Raw genomic sequence first — 17,894 nt, forward strand, 5'->3', positions numbered from 1 at the left:
AATCGATGCGTGACGGGGACAGGCCAAGCCGCACGACCGAAGCCTTCTTCGGCCGTCGGCGCGGCAAACCCGTTCGCCCGCAGCAAGCGGCGGCGCTGGAAAGCGGGCTTGGCGCCTATCGGCTCGATCTGACGGCTGAAGCCCCGTCGGATCCGCGGACCCTGTTCAAAACCGAGGTTTCGGCGGTTCGGCTCGAGATCGGCTTTGGCGGCGGTGAACATCTTCTGCATCGCGCGACCGAGGCGCCGACGATCGGCTTCATCGGCGTGGAGCCCTTCGTCAACGGCATGGCCAAGATGATGATGGCGGTGCGGGCAGCGCCGCTGGCCAATCTCAGGGTCTACGACGACGACGCCACCCAGTTGCTTGACTGGCTGCCGCCGTCCTCGCTCGACGGTATCGACCTTCTCTATCCCGACCCCTGGCCTAAGAAGAAGCACTGGAAGCGGCGTTTCGTCAGCCCGGTCAATCTCGACCGTTTCGCGCGCGTCCTGAAGCCGGGCTCAAAATTCCGCTTCGCGTCCGACATCGACACTTATGTGAACTGGACCTTGCTGCATTGCCGGGCGCATGGCGCTTTTGCGTGGCAGGCGGATGAGGCAGCCGACTGGCATCGTCCCTATGAGGGTTGGCCGGGTACACGCTATGAGGCCAAGGCCATTCGCGAGGGGCGCCGGCCGGCCTATCTTACCTTCATCAGGACGTAGGCGCTCCCGACCGTCGACGGCTCCGGCAACTTACCGGGAGCCGAATCGAATGCTCATCGCAGTCAGAAACGGCCGATCCTGTTGAATATGGCCGGGTCCATGCCGAGATTGCGCAGGTCGTCGGCTCGTGGCTTACGCCCGGCTTCCACGGCGCGCGATGCGGCAACGGCGCTGCCGAATGTGGTGAAGAGATCGCCCAAGGCGGAGAATATCCTGCGGTTGCTCATGATCTTGTCCTTCCGCGCGCCAGCGCGCGCCAATTCAATTCATTTGATGGCTAACAAATAAGAGCGCGACGCGGGCTCTCACAGGGGGATTGCCGCATGGCGGCCATGCGCCTGGAACAACCCTGAACCCACAGGCTTTTGTCCGGCCGGGACTGCGGACTTGAAACACCAGCCCGGATCGTTTATATCAGCCTCAAATTCTTGGTCGGTATGACGAAGAGTGGGTCCACCCGGTCCCGCTCTTTTTTATTACCTGCCGATAGGTTCGAAACGAACGACAGGCAATTGATGACTGCAACGGCAAGCGAAGGTGACGACCGCATCATCCGCGAAAGCGGCATCGATGCGCGCATTGCGCTGATCGTCCAGCCGGTGCTGCGCGGCATCGGCTTTCGCCTCGTGCGCGTGCATCTGTCCGGCCAGAACGGACTGACGCTGCAGATCATGGCCGAGCGTGAGGACGGCACCATGACCGTCGAGGATTGCGAAGAGGTCAGCCGCGCGGTGTCGCCGGCGCTCGACGTCGATGATCCGATCGAAAAGGCCTATCATCTCGAAGTTTCTTCGCCCGGAATCGATCGGCCCTTGGTGCGCAAATCGGATTTCGTGACCTGGACCGGTCATCTGGTGAAGATGGAGACTTCGGTCGTCGTCGCCGATCGCAAGCGTTTCAAGGGCAAGATCGCCGAGGCTGGTGAGAACGATGTGCTGATCGAGCGCGACAAGGCGGCCTATGGTGAGGAGCCGACGGTGCGCGTGCCCTACGATGCCATTGCCGATGTCCGGCTGATCCTGACCGACGACCTCATTCGCGAAGCGTTGTCGAAGGACAACAGGGCGCGCAAGGAAGCCAAGAGACGCCGCGGTGAACCGGACGACGATGTGTCCGAGGGTGCGGAACCGGACGTCACGGAAGAACACGAACAGGAAATTTGATTGAGCTGCCGGGCGCAAAGGTCCGGCGAACAGGCTCGGGAGAAAGAACATGGTTGTAAGCGCCAACAGACTTGAACTGCTGCAGATTGCCGATGCGGTCGCGCGTGAAAAGTCGATCGACAAGTCGATCGTCATCGCCGCCATGGCCGATGCGATCCAGAAGGCGGCGCGTTCGCGTTATGGTCAGGAGACCAACATCCGCGCCGACATCAACCCGAACACCGGGGAGATGAAGCTGCAGCGGCTGATGGAAGTGGTCGAGAAGGTCGACGATTACGCCACCCAGATCGCCATTTCCTCCGCCCGCGAGCGCAATCCCGACGCCCAGCTCGGCGATTTCATCGCCGAACAGCTGCCGCCGATGGATTTCGGCCGCATCGCCGCCCAGTCTGCCAAGCAGGTTATCGTGCAGAAGGTGCGCGAGGCCGAGCGTGACCGCCAGTACGACGAGTACAAGGACCGTATCGGCGAGATCGTCAACGGCACCGTCAAGCGCGTCGAATATGGCAACGTCATCGTCGATCTCGGCCGTGGCGAAGCGATCATTCGTCGCGACGAGCTGATTCCGCGTGAAAACTACAAATATGGCGATCGCGTCCGCGCCTATGTCTACGACGTGCGCCGCGAGCAGCGTGGCCCGCAGATCTTCCTGTCGCGCACCCATCCGCAGTTCATGGCCAAGCTCTTCACCATGGAAGTGCCTGAGATCTATGACGGCATCATCGAGATCAAGTCGGTCGCCCGCGACCCGGGCTCGCGCGCCAAGATCGCCGTCATCTCGCGTGATAGCTCGATCGATCCGGTCGGCGCCTGCGTTGGTATGCGCGGCAGCCGCGTCCAGGCCGTCGTCGGCGAATTGCAGGGCGAGAAGATCGACATCATTCCGTGGTCGCCTTCGGCCGCCTCCTTCATCGTCAATGCGCTGCAGCCGGCGGAAGTCGCCAAGGTCGTGCTCGACGAGGATGCGGAGCGCATCGAAGTGGTGGTTCCCGACGATCAGCTGTCGCTGGCCATCGGCCGCCGCGGCCAGAACGTGCGCCTTGCCTCGCAGCTCACTGGCTGGGATATCGACATCCTGACCGAGGCCGAGGAATCCGAGCGCCGTCAGAAGGAATTCGTCGAGCGCTCGGCGCTGTTCATGGAAGCGCTCGATGTCGACGAGATGGTCGGTCAGGTGCTGGCCTCCGAAGGTTTCACCAGCGTCGAGGAAGTCGCCTATGTCGATGCCGGCGAAATCGCCTCCATCGACGGCTTCGATGAGGATACCGCCTCTGAAATCCAGACCCGCGCCCGCGAATATCTGGAGAAGATCGAAGCCGAGCACGACGAGAAGCGCAAGGCGCTGGGCGTTTCGGATGATCTGCGCGAAATTCCAGGCGTCACCACCGCCATGATGGTGACGCTCGGCGAGGACGGCGTGAAGACGATCGAGGATTTCGCCGGCTATGCCGCCGACGACCTCACCGGCTGGAAGGAACGCAAGGACGGCGAGACCAAGGTCTATCCCGGCGTGCTGGCCAACCACGGCGTTTCGCGCGCCGATGCCGAGCAGATGGTTCTGGCCGCTCGCCTCAAGGCCGGCTGGATCACCGAGGACGAGCTTGCGGCCGAAGAAGAAACGGCTGACGAAGCCGTTGGTGCGTGAGGTGAAACCGCATCGCACACAACCCGCCCTTGGACGAGATGAACGATCGCACCTGCATCGTCACCCGAAAACAGGCCGAACCGGATGAACTGATCCGGTTCGTCGTCGGTCCGGATTCGGCCGTCGTTCCCGATCTCAAGCGAAATCTGCCCGGCCGTGGTTGCTGGGTGAGTGCCGACCGCCTACATATCGAGAAGGCGGCGGCCAAGAACCTTTTTGCCCGCGCCTTCAAGGCACAGGTGGTCGTACCGCCCGATCTCGGCGGCATGGTCGACGGGTTGCTCTCCAGATCCGCTCTAGGCATGCTGGGCCTTGCCCGCAAGGCAGGCGCGATTTCGCTGGGTGCCACCAAGGTGGAGAGCGCGGTGCGCGGCGGGCTGGCGCTTTTCGTGCTCCACGCGACCGAGGCATCCGACGACGGCGTACGCAAGATCAGCCAGGCGCGGCGGGCGACCGTCCATATTGGCGGCCCTTCCATCCTTGCCTACAAACTTTTCTCCGAGGCCGAGTTGAGCTTGGCATTGGGGGGTACAAATGTGATACATGCTGCCGTCCTCGCGGGAGACGCGGGTAAGGCGGTCCAGAAGCGCATGGTTGCGCTCGACCGATATCGGGGCGGAACCCCGGACGATCTTGCAATGCTTGCGGCCGTTGCTGACGAAGATGATGCTGCAGAGGATATGGAATGAACGATACGAAATCGGGCGACGACAAGACGTTGAGTGTTACACCGAAGAAGACCTTGACGCTGAAGCGCCCCGGCATGGAACAAGGCACTGTGCGCCAGAACTTCTCGCACGGCCGTACCAAGTCGGTCGTGGTCGAGACCAAGAAGCGCAAGTTCTCGCTGCCCGGCGATAAGCCGGAGCCGGTTGCCGCTCCGGCTGCGCCCGTCTTCACGCCGAAGCCGGCGGTCGTGGCGGCACCTGTCGTGCAGGAAGCGCCCAAGGCGCCGCCTCCGCCGCGGCCTCCGGTCGAGCGCAGCGGCATGGTGCTGAACGAATTGTCGCGCAGCGAAATGGACGCGCGCCGCAGGGCGCTCGAGGGCTCGAAGGTCCGCGAGGTCGAAGACCGTCAGCGCGCGGCCGAAGAGGCCAAGCGCCGCGCCGAGGACGAAGAGCGCCGCAAGCGCGAACGCGAGGACTCCGCGCGCCGCCAGGCCGAGGAAGAGGCACGGCTGCAGACCGAGGCCGAATCGCGCCGTCGCGCCGAGGAAGAGGCTCGCCGCCGCGCACCGCAAGCCGCTGAGTTGGCGACCGCCGACGAGGAGGAAGAGGTCAAGCCCAAGCGGGCGATCGCTGGTGCGCCGGTGCGCCGCCTGGTCACGCCCGAAGTGGCGCGCCCGGCCAAGCCGACCAAGAGCGAGGAAGACCGCCGCCGTGGCAAGCTGACACTGAATTCCGCGTTGTCCGACGAGGATGCGCGGGCCCGTTCGCTGTCGTCGATGCGTCGCCGCCAGGAAAAATTCAAGCGCGCGATGCACAATGAGCCGCGCGAAAAGGTCATGCGCGAAGTGATCCTGCCCGAGACCATCACCATCCAGGAACTGGCGCAGCGCATGTCCGAGCGTGCTGTCGACCTGGTCAAGTACTTCATGAAGCAGGGCCAGATCCTGAAGCCGGGCGACGTCATCGACGCCGACACGGCCGAGCTGGTGGCCACCGAATTCGGCCACACGGTCCGCCGCGTCGCCGAGTCCGACATCGAGGAAGGCCTGTTCAACATCGCCGACCGCCCGGAAGACCTCGTGTCGCGTCCGCCGGTCGTCACCATCATGGGCCACGTCGACCACGGCAAGACGTCGCTGCTCGATGCCATCCGCAACGCCAATGTCGTTTCCGGCGAGGCCGGCGGCATCACCCAGCATATCGGCGCCTATCAGGTCGAGAAGAACGGTCAGAAGATCACCTTCATCGACACGCCCGGCCACGCCGCCTTCACGGCCATGCGCGCCCGTGGCGCCCAGGCGACCGACATCGCCATCCTGGTGGTTGCGGCCGACGACAGCGTCATGCCGCAGACGATCGAATCGATCAGCCATGCCAAGGCGGCCGGCGTTCCGATCATCGTGGCGATCAACAAGATCGACAAGCATGACGCCGATCCGCAGAAAGTGCGCTCGGAACTCTTGCGCCACGAGGTCTTCGTCGAATCGATGGGCGGTGAGGTGCTGGACGTCGAAGTGTCGGCGACCAAGGGCACCAATCTCGACAAGTTGCTCGAAGCGATCCTGCTGCAGGCCGAAATCCTCGACCTCAAGGCCAACCCCGACCGCACCGCCGAAGGTGTCGTCATCGAGGCGCAGCTCGACAAGGGCCGTGGTCCCGTCGCCACCGTGCTGGTGCAGACCGGCACCTTGATGCCGGGCGACATCCTCGTCGCCGGCAACGAATGGGGCCGTGTGCGCGCGCTCGTCAACGATCGCGGCGAGCAGATCAAGGAAGCGCCGCCGGCGATGCCGGTCGAGGTGCTCGGCCTTCAGGGAACCCCGCAGGCCGGCGACCGCTTCGCGGTGGTCAACAACGAGGCCCGCGCCCGCGAGATCACCGAATATCGCCAGCGTCTGGCACGCGAGAAGGCGGTGGCCAGGCATGCCGGCCAGCGTGGCTCGCTCGAACAGATGATGTCGCAGTTGCAGACGAGCGGGCTGAAGGAATTCCCGCTGGTCATCAAGGGCGACGTGCAGGGTTCGATCGAAGCGATCAATGCTGCCCTGGACAAGCTCGGCACCGACGAAGTGCGTGCGCGCATCGTTCATTCCGGCGCCGGCGCCATCACCGAAAGCGACGTCTCGCTGGCGGAAACGTCCGGCGCGGCGATCATCGGCTTCAACGTGCGCGCCAATGTGCAGGCGCGTGCCGCGGCCGCGGCCGCGGGCATCGAGATCCGCTACTACTCGATCATCTACAACCTGGTGGATGATGTGAAGGCGGCTCTGTCGGGCCTGCTGTCGCCGGAGCGTCGCGAGACCTTCATCGGCAATGCCGAGATCCTCGAGATCTTCGACATCACCAAGGTCGGCAAGATCGCCGGCTGCCGTGTCACCGAGGGCAAGGTCGAGCGTGGCGCGGGCGTGCGCCTGATCCGCGACAACGTGGTCATCCACGAAGGCACGCTGAAGACCCTGAAGCGCTTCAAGGACGAGGTTTCGGAAGTCCCGGGCGGCCAGGAATGCGGCATGGCCTTCCAGAACTACGAAGACATGCGCGTCGGCGACATCATCGAGTGCTTCCGCGTCGAGATGGTGACCCGCACACTCTGAGTTCGAGTGGCTTGTCGATATTGGGCGGTGGTCGAAAGACCGCCGCCTCAGTGCTATTGAGAATGACCGTTTGAGACATGCGGCACGGTCCTATCCCGCGCCTCACGCTTTCAGGATTGAGAAAAATGCCCCGTTCCACAACATCAAGCCCATCCCAGCGCATGCTGCGCGTCGGCGAGCAGGTGCGCCATGCACTCTCCGAAACCTTGCAGCGCGGCGAGATCATCGACCCGTTGATTGAAAATTCGGTCGTTTCGGTCTCGGAAGTGCGCATGTCGCCCGATCTCAAGATCGCCACCGCCTTTGTTTCTCCGCTCGGCGCCAAGGATGCCAACGCGGTGATCGAGGCGCTGAACAAGCATGCCAAGTTCGTGCGTGGCCGCGTCTCCGGTGCGCTCAGGCAGATGAAATACATGCCGGAATTCCGCTTCCGGCTCGATACCTCCTTCGACAATTTCGCCAGGATCAACGACCTGCTGAAATCGCCCGAAGTGGCGCGCGATCTGGATACCGACGACAACAAGGAAGAAGAATGATGGCGCGTCGCGGCAAGAAGAAGGGCCGGCCGGTCTCCGGCTGGGTGGTGCTGGACAAGCCGGTCGGCATGGGCTCGACCGAAGCCGTCTCCAAGATCAAATGGCTGTTCCAGGCCGAAAAGGCCGGCCATGCCGGCACGCTAGACCCTCTTGCCTCCGGCATGCTGCCGATCGCGCTCGGCGAAGCCACCAAGACCGTGCCCTACGTGCAGGACGGCGCCAAGATCTACCGCTTCACCGTTGCCTGGGGCGATGAGCGCTCCACCGACGATCTTGAAGGGCCGGTGACGAAGAGCTCCGACCTGCGTCCGGCGGAAGCCGAGGTGCGGGCGCTGCTGCCGAAATACACCGGCGTCATCATGCAGACGCCGCCGCAATTTTCGGCGATCAAGATTGCGGGCGAGCGCGCCTACGACCTCGCCCGCGAAGGCGAGATGGTCGACATACCGCCGCGTGAGATCGAGATCGGCCGGCTCGATATTGTCGAGCACAAGCCGGACCAGACGATTTTCGAAGTCGAATGCGGTAAGGGCACCTATGTGCGTTCGCTGGCCCGCGACATGGGCCGCGACCTCGGCTGCTTCGGCCATATCAGCGAGCTGCGCCGGGTCGAGGTCGAGCCGTTCACGCCAGAGGACTTCGTCACCATTGCCGAACTCGAGGCCGCCCGCTTCGGCGCCACTGGCGATGAGAATTCGGAAGCGGCCGACGACGCCGAACCGGCAGACGCGGTGGCCAAGCCGGTCGACTTCGGCGCCATCGACACGCTTCTGGTCGACACCTCGGCTGCTCTCGACTGCCTGCCGCAGATCGCCATCAGCGATGACGCGGCGACAAAGATCCGCCTCGGCAATCCTGTCATCATTCGTGGCCGTGACGCACCGGTGGAGGCCGAAGAGGCCTGCGCGACGTCACGCGGCAAGCTGGTCGCCATCGGCGCGATCGAGCAAGGCATGTTCAAGCCCAAGCGGGTCTTTGCCGGGTGATGCCACTCATCTAATGTCGGTGCGACATCGCGGCAGAGGGGCTCCATGGCAAAGGCTGACACGGTCAAGAAGCGCGCGCCGGTGAAGACGAGGCGGCCGCCTGTCGGCGCCTCGCCCGGTACGCTGATCGCCGATCCGGCGGCGCGGCGCTCCGAATTGCGGCTGACCTTGATCTCGCCGCAGAAATTCAAGACCATCGAGAATGCCAGCATCGACGATGTCAAGGCCAATTGCCGGAAATGGCCCGTCATCTGGCTCGACTGCACCGGCCTCGCCAACATCCAATTGATCGAGGAGATCGGCCGCATCTTCAGCCTGCATCCGCTGGCGCTGGAGGATGTTGTCAACACCGGCCAGCGGCCGAAAGTCGACTTCTTCGAGGATCACGCCTTCGTCGTCGTGCGCATGATCGACGATGTCACGTCGCATCGTTACGAGCAGATCGCTCTCTTCCTCGGCGAGAACTTCGTCGTCACCTTCCAGGAGCGCGAGGGCGATCCCTTCGATCCCGTGCGCAAGCGCATCGAGAGTTCGGCGCCCAACCGCTTGCGCACTCGCGGCGCCGATTATCTCGCCTATGCGCTGATCGACGCCATCGTCGACAGCTATTTTCCGCCGATCGAGGCTGCCGGCGACCTGGTCGACAGCATCGAGGACCAGATGCTGCATTCGACGCACAAGCACCAGATGCGGCAGCTGCACGAATTGCGGCGCGATGCCAATGTCCTCAAAGGCGTGCTGTGGCCGATGCGCGATGCGCTGGCGACGCTGATCCGCAACGATGTGTCCTATGTCAGAGCTGAAACCAAGGTCTTCCTCAACGACACGCTCGACCATTCGCTCAGGCTGATCGAGCTGGTCGAGACCCAGCGCGACATGCTGACCGGGCTGATCGAGATGCACCTGTCGCTGAGCCAGGCGCGCACCAACGACGTCATCAGCTACCTCACCATCGTCTCGGTCATCTTCATGCCGCTCACCTTCCTCGTCGGCGTCTGGGGCATGAACTTCAGTCCGGACACCTCGCCATGGAACATGCCGGAGCTGCGATCCTACTATGGTTATCCGGCGGCACTTGTCTTCATGCTGCTCGTCGCTATCGGGCTGATCGCCTTCTTCAGATGGAAGAAGTGGCTTTAGCCACGGCGAAAGGCTTCTTTCATGCCGCAAAAGCCGCGACAAAGCCGACTTGTGAATTGGGCTGGTGTTTTTCGGGGAATTGCACTATATGCGCCGCAGCATAGCGCCTTGACGCTTTGCACGCACGGCCCCTGCTGGACGACATCCCGGCTGTGGGCGACCCGTTTCCTCAAACAGATAAGGAAAAACACGATGTCGATTACTGCCGAGCGCAAACAGGAATTGATGGGTGAATTCGCAACCGCCAAGGGCGATACCGGGTCTCCGGAAGTCCAGGTGGCCATCCTTTCCGAGCGCATCAAGAACCTGACCGACCATTTCAAGGACCACAAGAAGGATAACCATTCCCGCCGTGGTCTGCTCGCTCTCGTGTCCCAGCGCCGCAGCCTGCTTGATTATCTCAAGCGCAAGGACGACGCGCGCTATCAGACACTGATCGAGAAGCTCGGTCTGCGCCGTTGACGAATTGACCGGCGGACTTTCTTCGGAAAGTCCGCCGGTCACGCATTCTGCCAGCCGTGTCGGCTGGCCAGACCCGGTTTCGAGCGTGCAGAGGGCCACTCGAAACCGCCCATGGACGGTCATGGGGCAGGATTGCAGGACGCTCGTGCGCGCTCTTCGCGCCTAAATCATCCGAGCTTCCCGTTGTCTTGCCCGTGGCTGCCCGAGAAAGGAAGCCAGGGAAAGGGCATCCGCGCACCGTGAAACGGCGCGCCCCTTTCCGCTTATTAAGGACAAGACATGTTCAATCACCACAAAGTGGAAATCGAATGGGGCGGCCGTCCGCTCATCCTGGAAACCGGCAAGATCGCGCGCCAGGCCGATGGCGCTGTGCTCGCCACTTATGGCGAGACCAAGGTGCTGGCCACCGTCGTTTCGATGAAGGAGCCGAAGCCCGGCCTCGATTTCTTTCCGCTGACCGTCAACTACCAGGAAAAGACCTATGCCGCCGGCAAGATCCCGGGCGGCTATTTCAAGCGTGAAGGCCGTCCGAGCGAAAAGGAAACGCTGGTTTCCCGCCTCATCGACCGCCCGATCCGCCCGCTCTTCGCCGACGGCTACAAGAACGACACGCAGATCGTCGTCACCGTCGTGCAGCACGATCTCGAAAATGATCCGGACATCCTGTCGATCGTCGCCACCTCGGCGGCCCTGACGCTCTCCGGCGTTCCGTTCATGGGCCCGGTCGGCGGCGCCCGCGTCGGCTACATCAACGGCGAATATGTGCTGAACCCGCATGTCGATGAGATGCAGGAATCCAAGCTCGACCTCGTTGTCGCCGGCACCGCCGACGCCGTGCTGATGGTCGAGTCGGAAGCCAAGGAACTTGGCGAAGAGCTGATGCTCGGCGCCGTCATGTTTGGCCACAAGGGTTTCCAGCCGGTCATCGACGCCATCATCAAGCTGGCCGAAGTTGCAGCCAAGGAACCGCGCGACTTCACCGCGCCGGATTATTCCGCGCTTGAGGCCGAGATGCTGAAGATCGTCGGCGACGAGCTCAGCAATGCCTACAAGAACGTCGACAAGCAGAAGCGTTACGCCGCGGTCGACGCCGTCAAGGCGAAGGTCAAGGCCGCGTTTGCCCCCGCTGAAGGCGAGGACGCAAAGTACACCTCCGAACAGATCGGCTCGGTGTTCAAGGAGCTCCAGGCCAAGGTCGTGCGCTGGAACATTCTCGACACCGGCTCGCGCATCGATGGCCGCGACCTCAAGACGGTTCGCAAGATCGTTTCCGAAGTCGGCGTCCTGCCGCGCACCCATGGTTCGGCGCTGTTCACCCGCGGCGAGACCCAGGCGCTGGTCGTCGCCACGCTCGGCACCGGCGAGGACGAGCAGTATGTCGATTCCCTGACCGGCATGTACAAGGAGAAGTTCCTCCTTCACTACAACTTCCCTCCCTATTCCGTCGGTGAGACCGGCCGCATGGGTTCGCCGGGCCGCCGCGAAATCGGCCACGGCAAGCTCGCCTGGCGCGCCATCCGTCCGATGCTGCCCTCCGCTGACCAGTTCCCCTACACGCTGCGCGTCGTCTCGGAGATCACCGAGTCCAACGGTTCGTCGTCTATGGCCACCGTCTGCGGTACCTCGCTGGCGCTGATGGATGCCGGCGTGCCGCTGGCCAAGCCGGTTGCCGGCATCGCCATGGGCCTGATCAAGGAAGGCGAGCGCTTCGCCGTGCTCTCCGATATCCTTGGCGACGAAGATCATCTCGGCGACATGGACTTCAAGGTCGCCGGCACCGAAGGCGGCATCACCTCGCTGCAGATGGACATCAAGATCGATGGCATCACCGAGGAGATCATGAAGATCGCCCTTGGCCAGGCCAAGGACGGCCGCCTGCACATCCTCGGCGAAATGGCCCATGCCCTGACCGGCGCCCGTCCCGAACTCGGCGAGTTCGCGCCGCGCATCGAGGTCATGCACATCCCGACCGACAAGATCCGCGACGTCATCGGTTCGGGCGGCAAGGTCATCCGCGAGATCGTCGAGAAGACCGGCGCCAAGATCAACATCGAGGACGACGGCACGGTCAAGATCGCTTCCTCGAACGCCAAGGAGATCGAGGCGGCCAAGAAGTGGATCCACACCATCGTCGCCGAGCCGGAAGTCGGCGAAATCTACGAAGGCACGGTCGTCAAGACCGCCGACTTCGGCGCCTTCGTCAACTTCTTCGGTCCGCGTGACGGCCTCGTCCACATCTCGCAGCTCGCCAACGACCGGGTCGCTAAGACCTCGGACGTCGTCAAGGAAGGCGACAAGGTCTGGGTCAAGCTGATGGGCTTCGACGAGCGCGGCAAGGTTCGCCTGTCGATGAAGGTCGTCGACCAGGCCACCGGCAAGGAAATCGCTCGCGACAAGAAGACCGAAGGCGAAGAAAACGCCGCCTGATCGGTCCGACGGAAAAACGAGGCGGGCGCGGCTTAGGTCGCGCCCGTTTTTGTTTATGGAGCACGGTTATGTCCGCTGAAGCGCTGAAGACGCTTTTTCACCCGTTCGAGGCCGAGGCTCTTTCCTTGCCGCGGCAGGGCCAGCGCGTTCTCTTCCTTGGCGCCGAACCCGGCCTGCGCCTGCCGCCGGCTTTCGAGGCTACGCTCAATCTCGTACAGGGCTTCCGGCCGTATTTCCGTGCGTTGCAGGCGGCCGGCTTCACGGTCACGCCGCAATCGGCCGGTGACGGTTTTGATGCCGCGTTGGTGCTCGCCGGCCGCCATCGCGGCCAGAACGAATTGCGCATCGCCGAGGCTATGGAGCGCGTGGCAGAGGGCGGATTGATCGTCATTGCCGGTGGCAAGGAGGATGGCATTGCCAGCCTGCGCAAGCGTGTTGGCGATCTTGCGCCGCTCGATGGCCACATGCCGAAATATCACGGCATTGCCTTCTGGCTGCGCCGCCCGGCTGACATGCTGGCCGCCGCCGTACTTCGCACCGCCAATCCCGCCTTGCTGGTTGGGGACCGGTTCCACACCGCGCCCGGCATGTTCTCCTTCGATCGCGTCGATGCCGGCTCGAAACTGCTGGTCGACAACCTGCCCGGCGATCTGCGTGGCAGCGCGGCCGATTTCTGTGCCGGCTGGGGCTATGTGGCGGCGGAGATGGCCGCCCGCTCGCCGGGCTTGTCGGCGCTCGATCTATACGAGGCCGATTTCGACGCGCTGGAGGCGGCCAGGGGCAATCTCGGCAACACCATGGCACAGGGCTTCTTCTGGACGGACCTGCTCGCCGAGCCTGTGGAGCGCCGCTACGACGTCATCGCCATGAACCCGCCCTTCCATCGCAGCCGTGCGGCGGAGCCTGAGATTGGTGCCGGCATGATCCGCGCGGCAGCCAAGGCCCTGAAGCCCGGCGGGCGCCTGTTCATGGTCGCCAACCGCCAGCTTCCTTACGAAGCCGTCCTGTCAGCGGCCTTCGCCAGCCACGCAGAGCTTGCTCGTGACGGCATGTTCAAGGTGTTTTCGGCGCGCCGCTGAGGCAACGCCGGGAGCCATGGCGCTCAATGGAGGTTGGCGACTCGCCTGGTATCTTCGGCCGCATGGCCACCGATACTGGCCGTGAGCGGTGCTGGCCGGCCGAAGAGGTAGCCCTGCACCACCTCACAGCCGGCGGCCCTGAGCAGCGTCGCCTGGCTTTCGGTCTCGACGCCTTCGGCGATGATGCTGACGCCGAGCGCCCGCGACAGCCCGACGATGGTCGACACGACGGCGCCGGAGCTGGCGTCGGTATCGATGCGGCTGATGAAGGAACGATCGATCTTCAGCTTGCCGAACGAGAAGTCGATCAGATAGCTGAGGTTGGAATAACCGGTGCCGAAATCATCGACGGCGACCGAGATGCCCATCTCGGCAAGCTCTTTCAGGATGGCGGCCGCGCGGTCGCGATCCTGCATCATCGCCGTCTCGGTGACTTCCAGCTCCAGCCGTGACGGCTTGATGCCCGTGGTCCGCATCGTGTCGCGTACAAGGCCGACGAAGTCCTTGGTCATGAACTGGACCGGCGAGATGTTGACGGCGACGAAACAGTCGTCCGGCAGATGGCGGGCATCGCTGCAGGCCTTGCGCAGCACCCATTCGCCGATCGGGTTGATCATGCCGGTCTCCTCGGCGATCTGGATGAACTCCATCGGCGGGATCATGCCGCGTTCGGGATGCTGCCAGCGGATCAACGCCTCGTAGCCGACGATGCGGCCGGTCGGGAGGTCGAGCTGCGGCTGGTAGTGCAGGTCGAAATCGCCGCGTTCAAAGGCGCTGTGCAGCTCGGATTCGACCCACTGGCGATGGTCGGCCACGCGTCCCATCTCGCTGTCGAAGACCGACCAGTTGCCAACTCCGCTCGCACGCGCATTCTGCAGCGCCAGGTTGGAGCGCCGCAGGATGAGGACCGGATCGACACCGTCCTTGGGCATCGCCACGATGCCGACCGACAGGCTCACCGATTGCTGGTGGCTGCTGAGTTCATACGGCTCCATCATTTCGTCGATGAGCCTCTCGACCATGCTTTCCAAGGTTCCCTGGATCAGATGGTCCGGGAGCAGCACTGCGAACTCGCCGGCCCCGATGCGTCCGATCGGCGCGCGCGCGGGCACGCAGCTGTGCAGCCGCTTGGTGAAGGCGCGGATCAGTTCGTCGCCCTGGGTGTAGCCGATCGCGTCGTTGATCTGTTTGAACCGGTCGATGTCGATGTCGATCAGGAACACCGGTTCCCCGGTACGGCTTGTCGCGCATGCCGCCTCGGCGATCTTGCCGACCATGGCCGGCCGCGCCAGCAGTCCGGTCAGCTTGTCGAAATGGGTTTCGTTGAAGACGAAATCCGCCGATTCATCGATGCCTGCGAAGAAGGACATTGCCGCCACCGATGCCGCAAGCGCGCAAAGCGCGGCCATGATCGCGACCATCATGTCAGCTGATATGCCGGCAAACCCCTCGCCGAGACCGTGCTTCAGGCCCCAGATGCCGAGGACGAAACTGCCAATGCCCGAACTTGCTATCGTGAGCAGTCGGAACACTGGCGTTCGCTTCGGGTTGCTGACGGCAGGCATGAAAAGGTCCCCAGGTCGGAGACCCTATAGCGGAAACCCTCTTAAAATGAGTTTCCGCGAATGCATTCAATTTTACTGGAGAGGATTATTTTCTTGACTGGGAAAGGACCTGCTTGACGGGACCGCTCTTCAGTCTCCGCCGCCATCCGTCTGCTTCAATTCATCGAGCGTCGGCATCGAGACGATATGGTAGCCGGAATCGACATAGTGGATTTCGCCGGTGACACCGGAAGCGAGGTCGGACAGGAGATAGAGCGCGGAGCCGCCAACCTCGTCGATCGTCACGGTCCGGCGCAACGGCGAATTGCGCTGCTGGTAGGAGAACATGTGGCGGGCGTCCGAAATGCCGGCGCCGGCCAGTGTGCGCACCGGACCGGCCGAGATGCCGTTGACGCGGATGCCGCGCGGACCGTAGTCATTGGCGAGGTAGCGCACGCTGGCCTCGAGCCCGGCCTTGGCGACGCCCATGACATTATAGTTCGGCATGACGCGGACCGAGCCGGCATAGGTCAGCGTGATCATCGAGCCGCCGGCAGTCATCAGCGGCGCTGCATTGCGCGCCACCTCGGTGAAGGAATAGCAGGAGATCACCATGGTGCGGACGAAATTGTCCCGGCTGGTGTCGGCATAGAGGCCCTTCAACTCGTTCTTGTCGGAAAAGCCGATGGCATGGACGACGAAGTCCAACCCGCCCCATTCCTTGCCAAGCGTCTCGAACGTGGCGGCGACCGAAGCGCTGTCCTCGACGTCGCAGGGAACGACCAGCGAAGCGCCGAGCTTGTCGGCGAGCGGCTTGACCCGGCGGCCGAAAGCGTCGCCCTGGTAGGTGAAGGCGAGTTCCGCCCCATGTTCGGATAATTTCCGGGCTATGCCCCAGGCGATCGAATGATCGTTGGCGACACCCATGACAAGCCCGCGCTTGCCCTTCATCAATCCGTCCATGGCCGGCAATCCTTATGTAAAACTTGGCCCTATGCGGAATAGCGCTGGAAAACGAGCGTTGCGTTGGTGCCGCCGAAACCGAAGGAATTCGACAGAACGGTGTCGATCGCGGCGTTGTCGATGCGCTTGCGCACGATCGGCATGCCCTCGAATTCCGGATCGAGCGTCTCGATATGGGCGCTTTCTCCGATGAAGCCGCCTTGCATCATCAGGATCGAATAGATGGATTCCTGCACACCGGCCGCGCCCAGGGAATGGCCGGTCAGCGATTTCGTCGACGTGATGAACGGCATCTTCTCGCCGAACACTTCACGGATCGCGCCCATTTCCTTGGAATCACCGACCGGGGTCGAGGTGCCGTGGGTGTTGATGTAGTCGACCGGCGTGGAGACCGTCGCCAGCGCCTGGCGCATGCAGCGAACCGCGCCTTCGCCCGAGGGCGCCACCATGTCGTAGCCGTCCGACGTCGCGCCATAGCCGACGATCTCGGCGTAGATCTTGGCGCCGCGCGCCTTGGCGTGTTCCAGCTCTTCCAGCACCAGCACGCCGGCGCCGCCGGCGATGACGAAGCCGTCGCGATTGGCGTCATAGGCGCGCGATGCGGTGGAGGCCCTGTCGTTGAACTTCGACGACATGGCGCCCATGGCGTCGAACAGGTCCGACATCGTCCAGTCGAGATCCTCGTGGCCGCCGGCAAAGACCATGTCCTGCTTGCCCCACTGGATCAATTCGTAACCATTGCCGATGCAATGCGCCGAGGTCGAGCAGGCCGACGAGATCGAATAGTTGACGCCATGGATCTTGAACCAGGTGGCCAGCGTCGCCGACGCGGTCGACGACATCGCCTTCGGCACCGCGAAGGGACCGATGCGCTTGGGGCTGCCGTTCTTGAGCGTGGTCTCGGCGGCCTCGACGATGGTGCGGGTGGAAGGACCGCCCGAACCCATGACGATGCCGGTGCGCTCGTTGGTGATGTCGCTCTCGCCGAGGCCTGCATCTGCGATCGCCTGGTCCATGGCAACGTGATTCCAGGCCGCGCCCTGGCTCAGGAAGCGCATCGCGCGGCGGTCGATCATGGCGGAAGGGTCGAGCGTCGGCGCGCCCCAGACCTGGCAGCGGAAGCCATGCTCCGCGAAGGAATCGGAAAAGCTGATGCCGGATCTGGCGTCATGCAGCGAGGTCTGCACCTCATTGGCATTGTTGCCGATCGACGACACGATGCCGAGGCCTGTGACTACGACACGTCTCATTCGCAACTCCTTCCAGGGATGCTGGCCAGTGTGCGGGCCAGGGCTGCGGTCAAGCGACCGCCGACTGCTTTGACAGACCGACCTTCAGGTCCGTCGCCGCGTATATGGGCTCACCATCCGCCTTCATCCAGCCATCAGCGATGCCGAGCACCAGCCGGCCGCGCATTACACGCTTGAAATCCACGCCATACTCGACCTTCTTGACCGATGGCGTGACCATGCCCTTGAACTTGACCTCTCCGGTCGAGAGCGCCATTCCCTTGCCGGGTTCGCCGAGCCAGCCGAGATAGAAGCCTGTCAATTGCCACAGGGCGTCCAGGCCGAGGCAGCCAGGCATGATCGGATTGCCGATGAAATGGCAGGCAAAAAACCACAGGTCGGGCTTGATATCGAATTCGGCGCGGATGAAACCCTTGTCGAAGGCGCCGCCGGTCTCGCTGACTTCGGTGATACGGTCGAACATCAGCATCGGCGGGTAGGGCAGCTGGGCATTGCCCTCTCCGAACAGCTCGCCACGGGCGCAGGCCAGCAATTCTTCGTAGTCGTAGCTGGATTTCGAACCCGCCATCAATTTCTCCCCATATCGTCCGGGCGGTAGCGCGCCCTTGTCGTTGGTGTCCTAACACAATCTGTTTCAGGCCGGAAACCGGCGTTTGCGCTTAACCCGCCAGTCTGCCCGGGTCAATGCGCGCTATTGATCGCATTCGGGCGACAGAATATATGTCAACCG

Annotated in this window: 16 protein-coding genes; 11 read left to right on the plus strand and 5 right to left on the minus strand. The window is 63.2% G+C overall.

What is annotated here, in order from left to right:
• The first annotated feature begins 5 nt into the window (after positions 1-5).
• Positions 6-707, plus strand: a complete 702-nt coding sequence (locus tag EN824_RS27370; protein WP_127870741.1) for a tRNA (guanosine(46)-N(7))-methyltransferase TrmB — start codon at positions 6-8, stop codon at positions 705-707.
• A gap of 62 nt (positions 708-769) precedes the next feature.
• Here EN824_RS27370 and EN824_RS27375 read toward each other — a convergent pair whose 3' ends face one another.
• On the minus strand, positions 770-934 hold the full coding sequence (locus tag EN824_RS27375) for a hypothetical protein (RefSeq protein WP_127279034.1): 165 nt from the start codon (positions 932-934) through the stop codon (positions 770-772).
• Between the two features lie 288 nt (positions 935-1,222).
• Between EN824_RS27375 and rimP the strand changes: the two genes are divergently transcribed.
• The 10 genes from rimP to EN824_RS27425 all read left to right on the plus strand — a co-directional run bounded on the left by rimP (position 1,223) and on the right by EN824_RS27425 (position 13,407).
• Positions 1,223-1,870, plus strand: a complete 648-nt coding sequence (gene rimP, locus EN824_RS27380) for a ribosome maturation factor RimP (protein WP_127279033.1) — start codon at positions 1,223-1,225, stop codon at positions 1,868-1,870.
• A gap of 49 nt (positions 1,871-1,919) precedes the next feature.
• On the plus strand, positions 1,920-3,515 hold the full coding sequence (gene nusA, locus EN824_RS27385) for a transcription termination factor NusA (RefSeq protein ID WP_027142036.1): 1,596 nt from the start codon (positions 1,920-1,922) through the stop codon (positions 3,513-3,515).
• Between the two features lie 38 nt (positions 3,516-3,553).
• Positions 3,554-4,204, plus strand: coding sequence for an RNA-binding protein (locus tag EN824_RS27390; protein ID WP_013891268.1), 651 nt, complete (start codon positions 3,554-3,556; stop codon positions 4,202-4,204).
• The gene (gene infB / locus EN824_RS27395; RefSeq protein WP_127279032.1) at positions 4,201-6,777 is read left to right on the plus strand and encodes a translation initiation factor IF-2; all 2,577 of its coding nucleotides are present in this window, start codon (positions 4,201-4,203) and stop codon (positions 6,775-6,777) included. The genes EN824_RS27390 and infB overlap by 4 nt, the downstream gene beginning before the upstream one ends.
• A 125-nt stretch (positions 6,778-6,902) precedes the next feature.
• On the plus strand, positions 6,903-7,313 hold the full coding sequence (gene rbfA / locus EN824_RS27400) for a 30S ribosome-binding factor RbfA (RefSeq protein ID WP_127870742.1): 411 nt from the start codon (positions 6,903-6,905) through the stop codon (positions 7,311-7,313).
• Positions 7,313-8,299: a tRNA pseudouridine(55) synthase TruB gene (gene truB, locus EN824_RS27405; RefSeq protein ID WP_135916894.1), complete on the plus strand. Its 987-nt coding sequence runs from the start codon at positions 7,313-7,315 to the stop codon at positions 8,297-8,299. The genes rbfA and truB overlap by 1 nt, the downstream gene beginning before the upstream one ends.
• 45 nt (positions 8,300-8,344) lie before the next feature.
• Positions 8,345-9,439, plus strand: coding sequence for a magnesium/cobalt transporter CorA (corA, locus tag EN824_RS27410; protein WP_135932905.1), 1,095 nt, complete (start codon positions 8,345-8,347; stop codon positions 9,437-9,439).
• Between the two features lie 192 nt (positions 9,440-9,631).
• On the plus strand, positions 9,632-9,901 hold the full coding sequence (rpsO, locus tag EN824_RS27415) for a 30S ribosomal protein S15 (protein WP_006202929.1): 270 nt from the start codon (positions 9,632-9,634) through the stop codon (positions 9,899-9,901).
• Between the two features lie 279 nt (positions 9,902-10,180).
• The gene (pnp, locus tag EN824_RS27420; RefSeq protein WP_127276880.1) at positions 10,181-12,328 is read left to right on the plus strand and encodes a polyribonucleotide nucleotidyltransferase; all 2,148 of its coding nucleotides are present in this window, start codon (positions 10,181-10,183) and stop codon (positions 12,326-12,328) included.
• 68 nt (positions 12,329-12,396) lie between these two features.
• The gene (locus EN824_RS27425) at positions 12,397-13,407 is read left to right on the plus strand and encodes a class I SAM-dependent methyltransferase (RefSeq protein ID WP_135932906.1); all 1,011 of its coding nucleotides are present in this window, start codon (positions 12,397-12,399) and stop codon (positions 13,405-13,407) included.
• Positions 13,408-13,430: 23 nt separating this feature from the next.
• On the opposite strand, the gene EN824_RS27430 is transcribed toward EN824_RS27425, so the two are convergent.
• The 4 genes from EN824_RS27430 to fabA all read right to left on the minus strand — a co-directional run bounded on the left by EN824_RS27430 (position 13,431) and on the right by fabA (position 17,732).
• Complete coding sequence (locus EN824_RS27430; RefSeq protein WP_127870745.1) at positions 13,431-14,972, minus strand: bifunctional diguanylate cyclase/phosphodiesterase; 1,542 nt, start codon at positions 14,970-14,972, stop codon at positions 13,431-13,433.
• A 129-nt stretch (positions 14,973-15,101) separates the two neighbouring features.
• A complete protein-coding gene (fabI, locus tag EN824_RS27435) occupies positions 15,102-15,914 on the minus strand; it encodes an enoyl-ACP reductase FabI (RefSeq protein WP_135882871.1) in 813 nt (270 codons plus the stop codon).
• Between the two features lie 29 nt (positions 15,915-15,943).
• Positions 15,944-17,164 (minus strand): beta-ketoacyl-ACP synthase I, encoded by a 1,221-nt coding sequence (gene fabB / locus EN824_RS27440; RefSeq protein ID WP_127870747.1) that lies wholly within the window; start codon positions 17,162-17,164, stop codon positions 15,944-15,946.
• 49 nt (positions 17,165-17,213) lie between these two features.
• Positions 17,214-17,732: a 3-hydroxyacyl-[acyl-carrier-protein] dehydratase FabA gene (gene fabA / locus EN824_RS27445; RefSeq protein WP_127276870.1), complete on the minus strand. Its 519-nt coding sequence runs from the start codon at positions 17,730-17,732 to the stop codon at positions 17,214-17,216.
• Positions 17,733-17,894 lie beyond the last annotated feature (162 nt).

It is taken from the genome of Mesorhizobium sp. M8A.F.Ca.ET.181.01.1.1 (genome assembly GCF_004792025.1).
Taxonomy (GTDB): Bacteria; Pseudomonadota; Alphaproteobacteria; order Rhizobiales; family Rhizobiaceae; genus Mesorhizobium.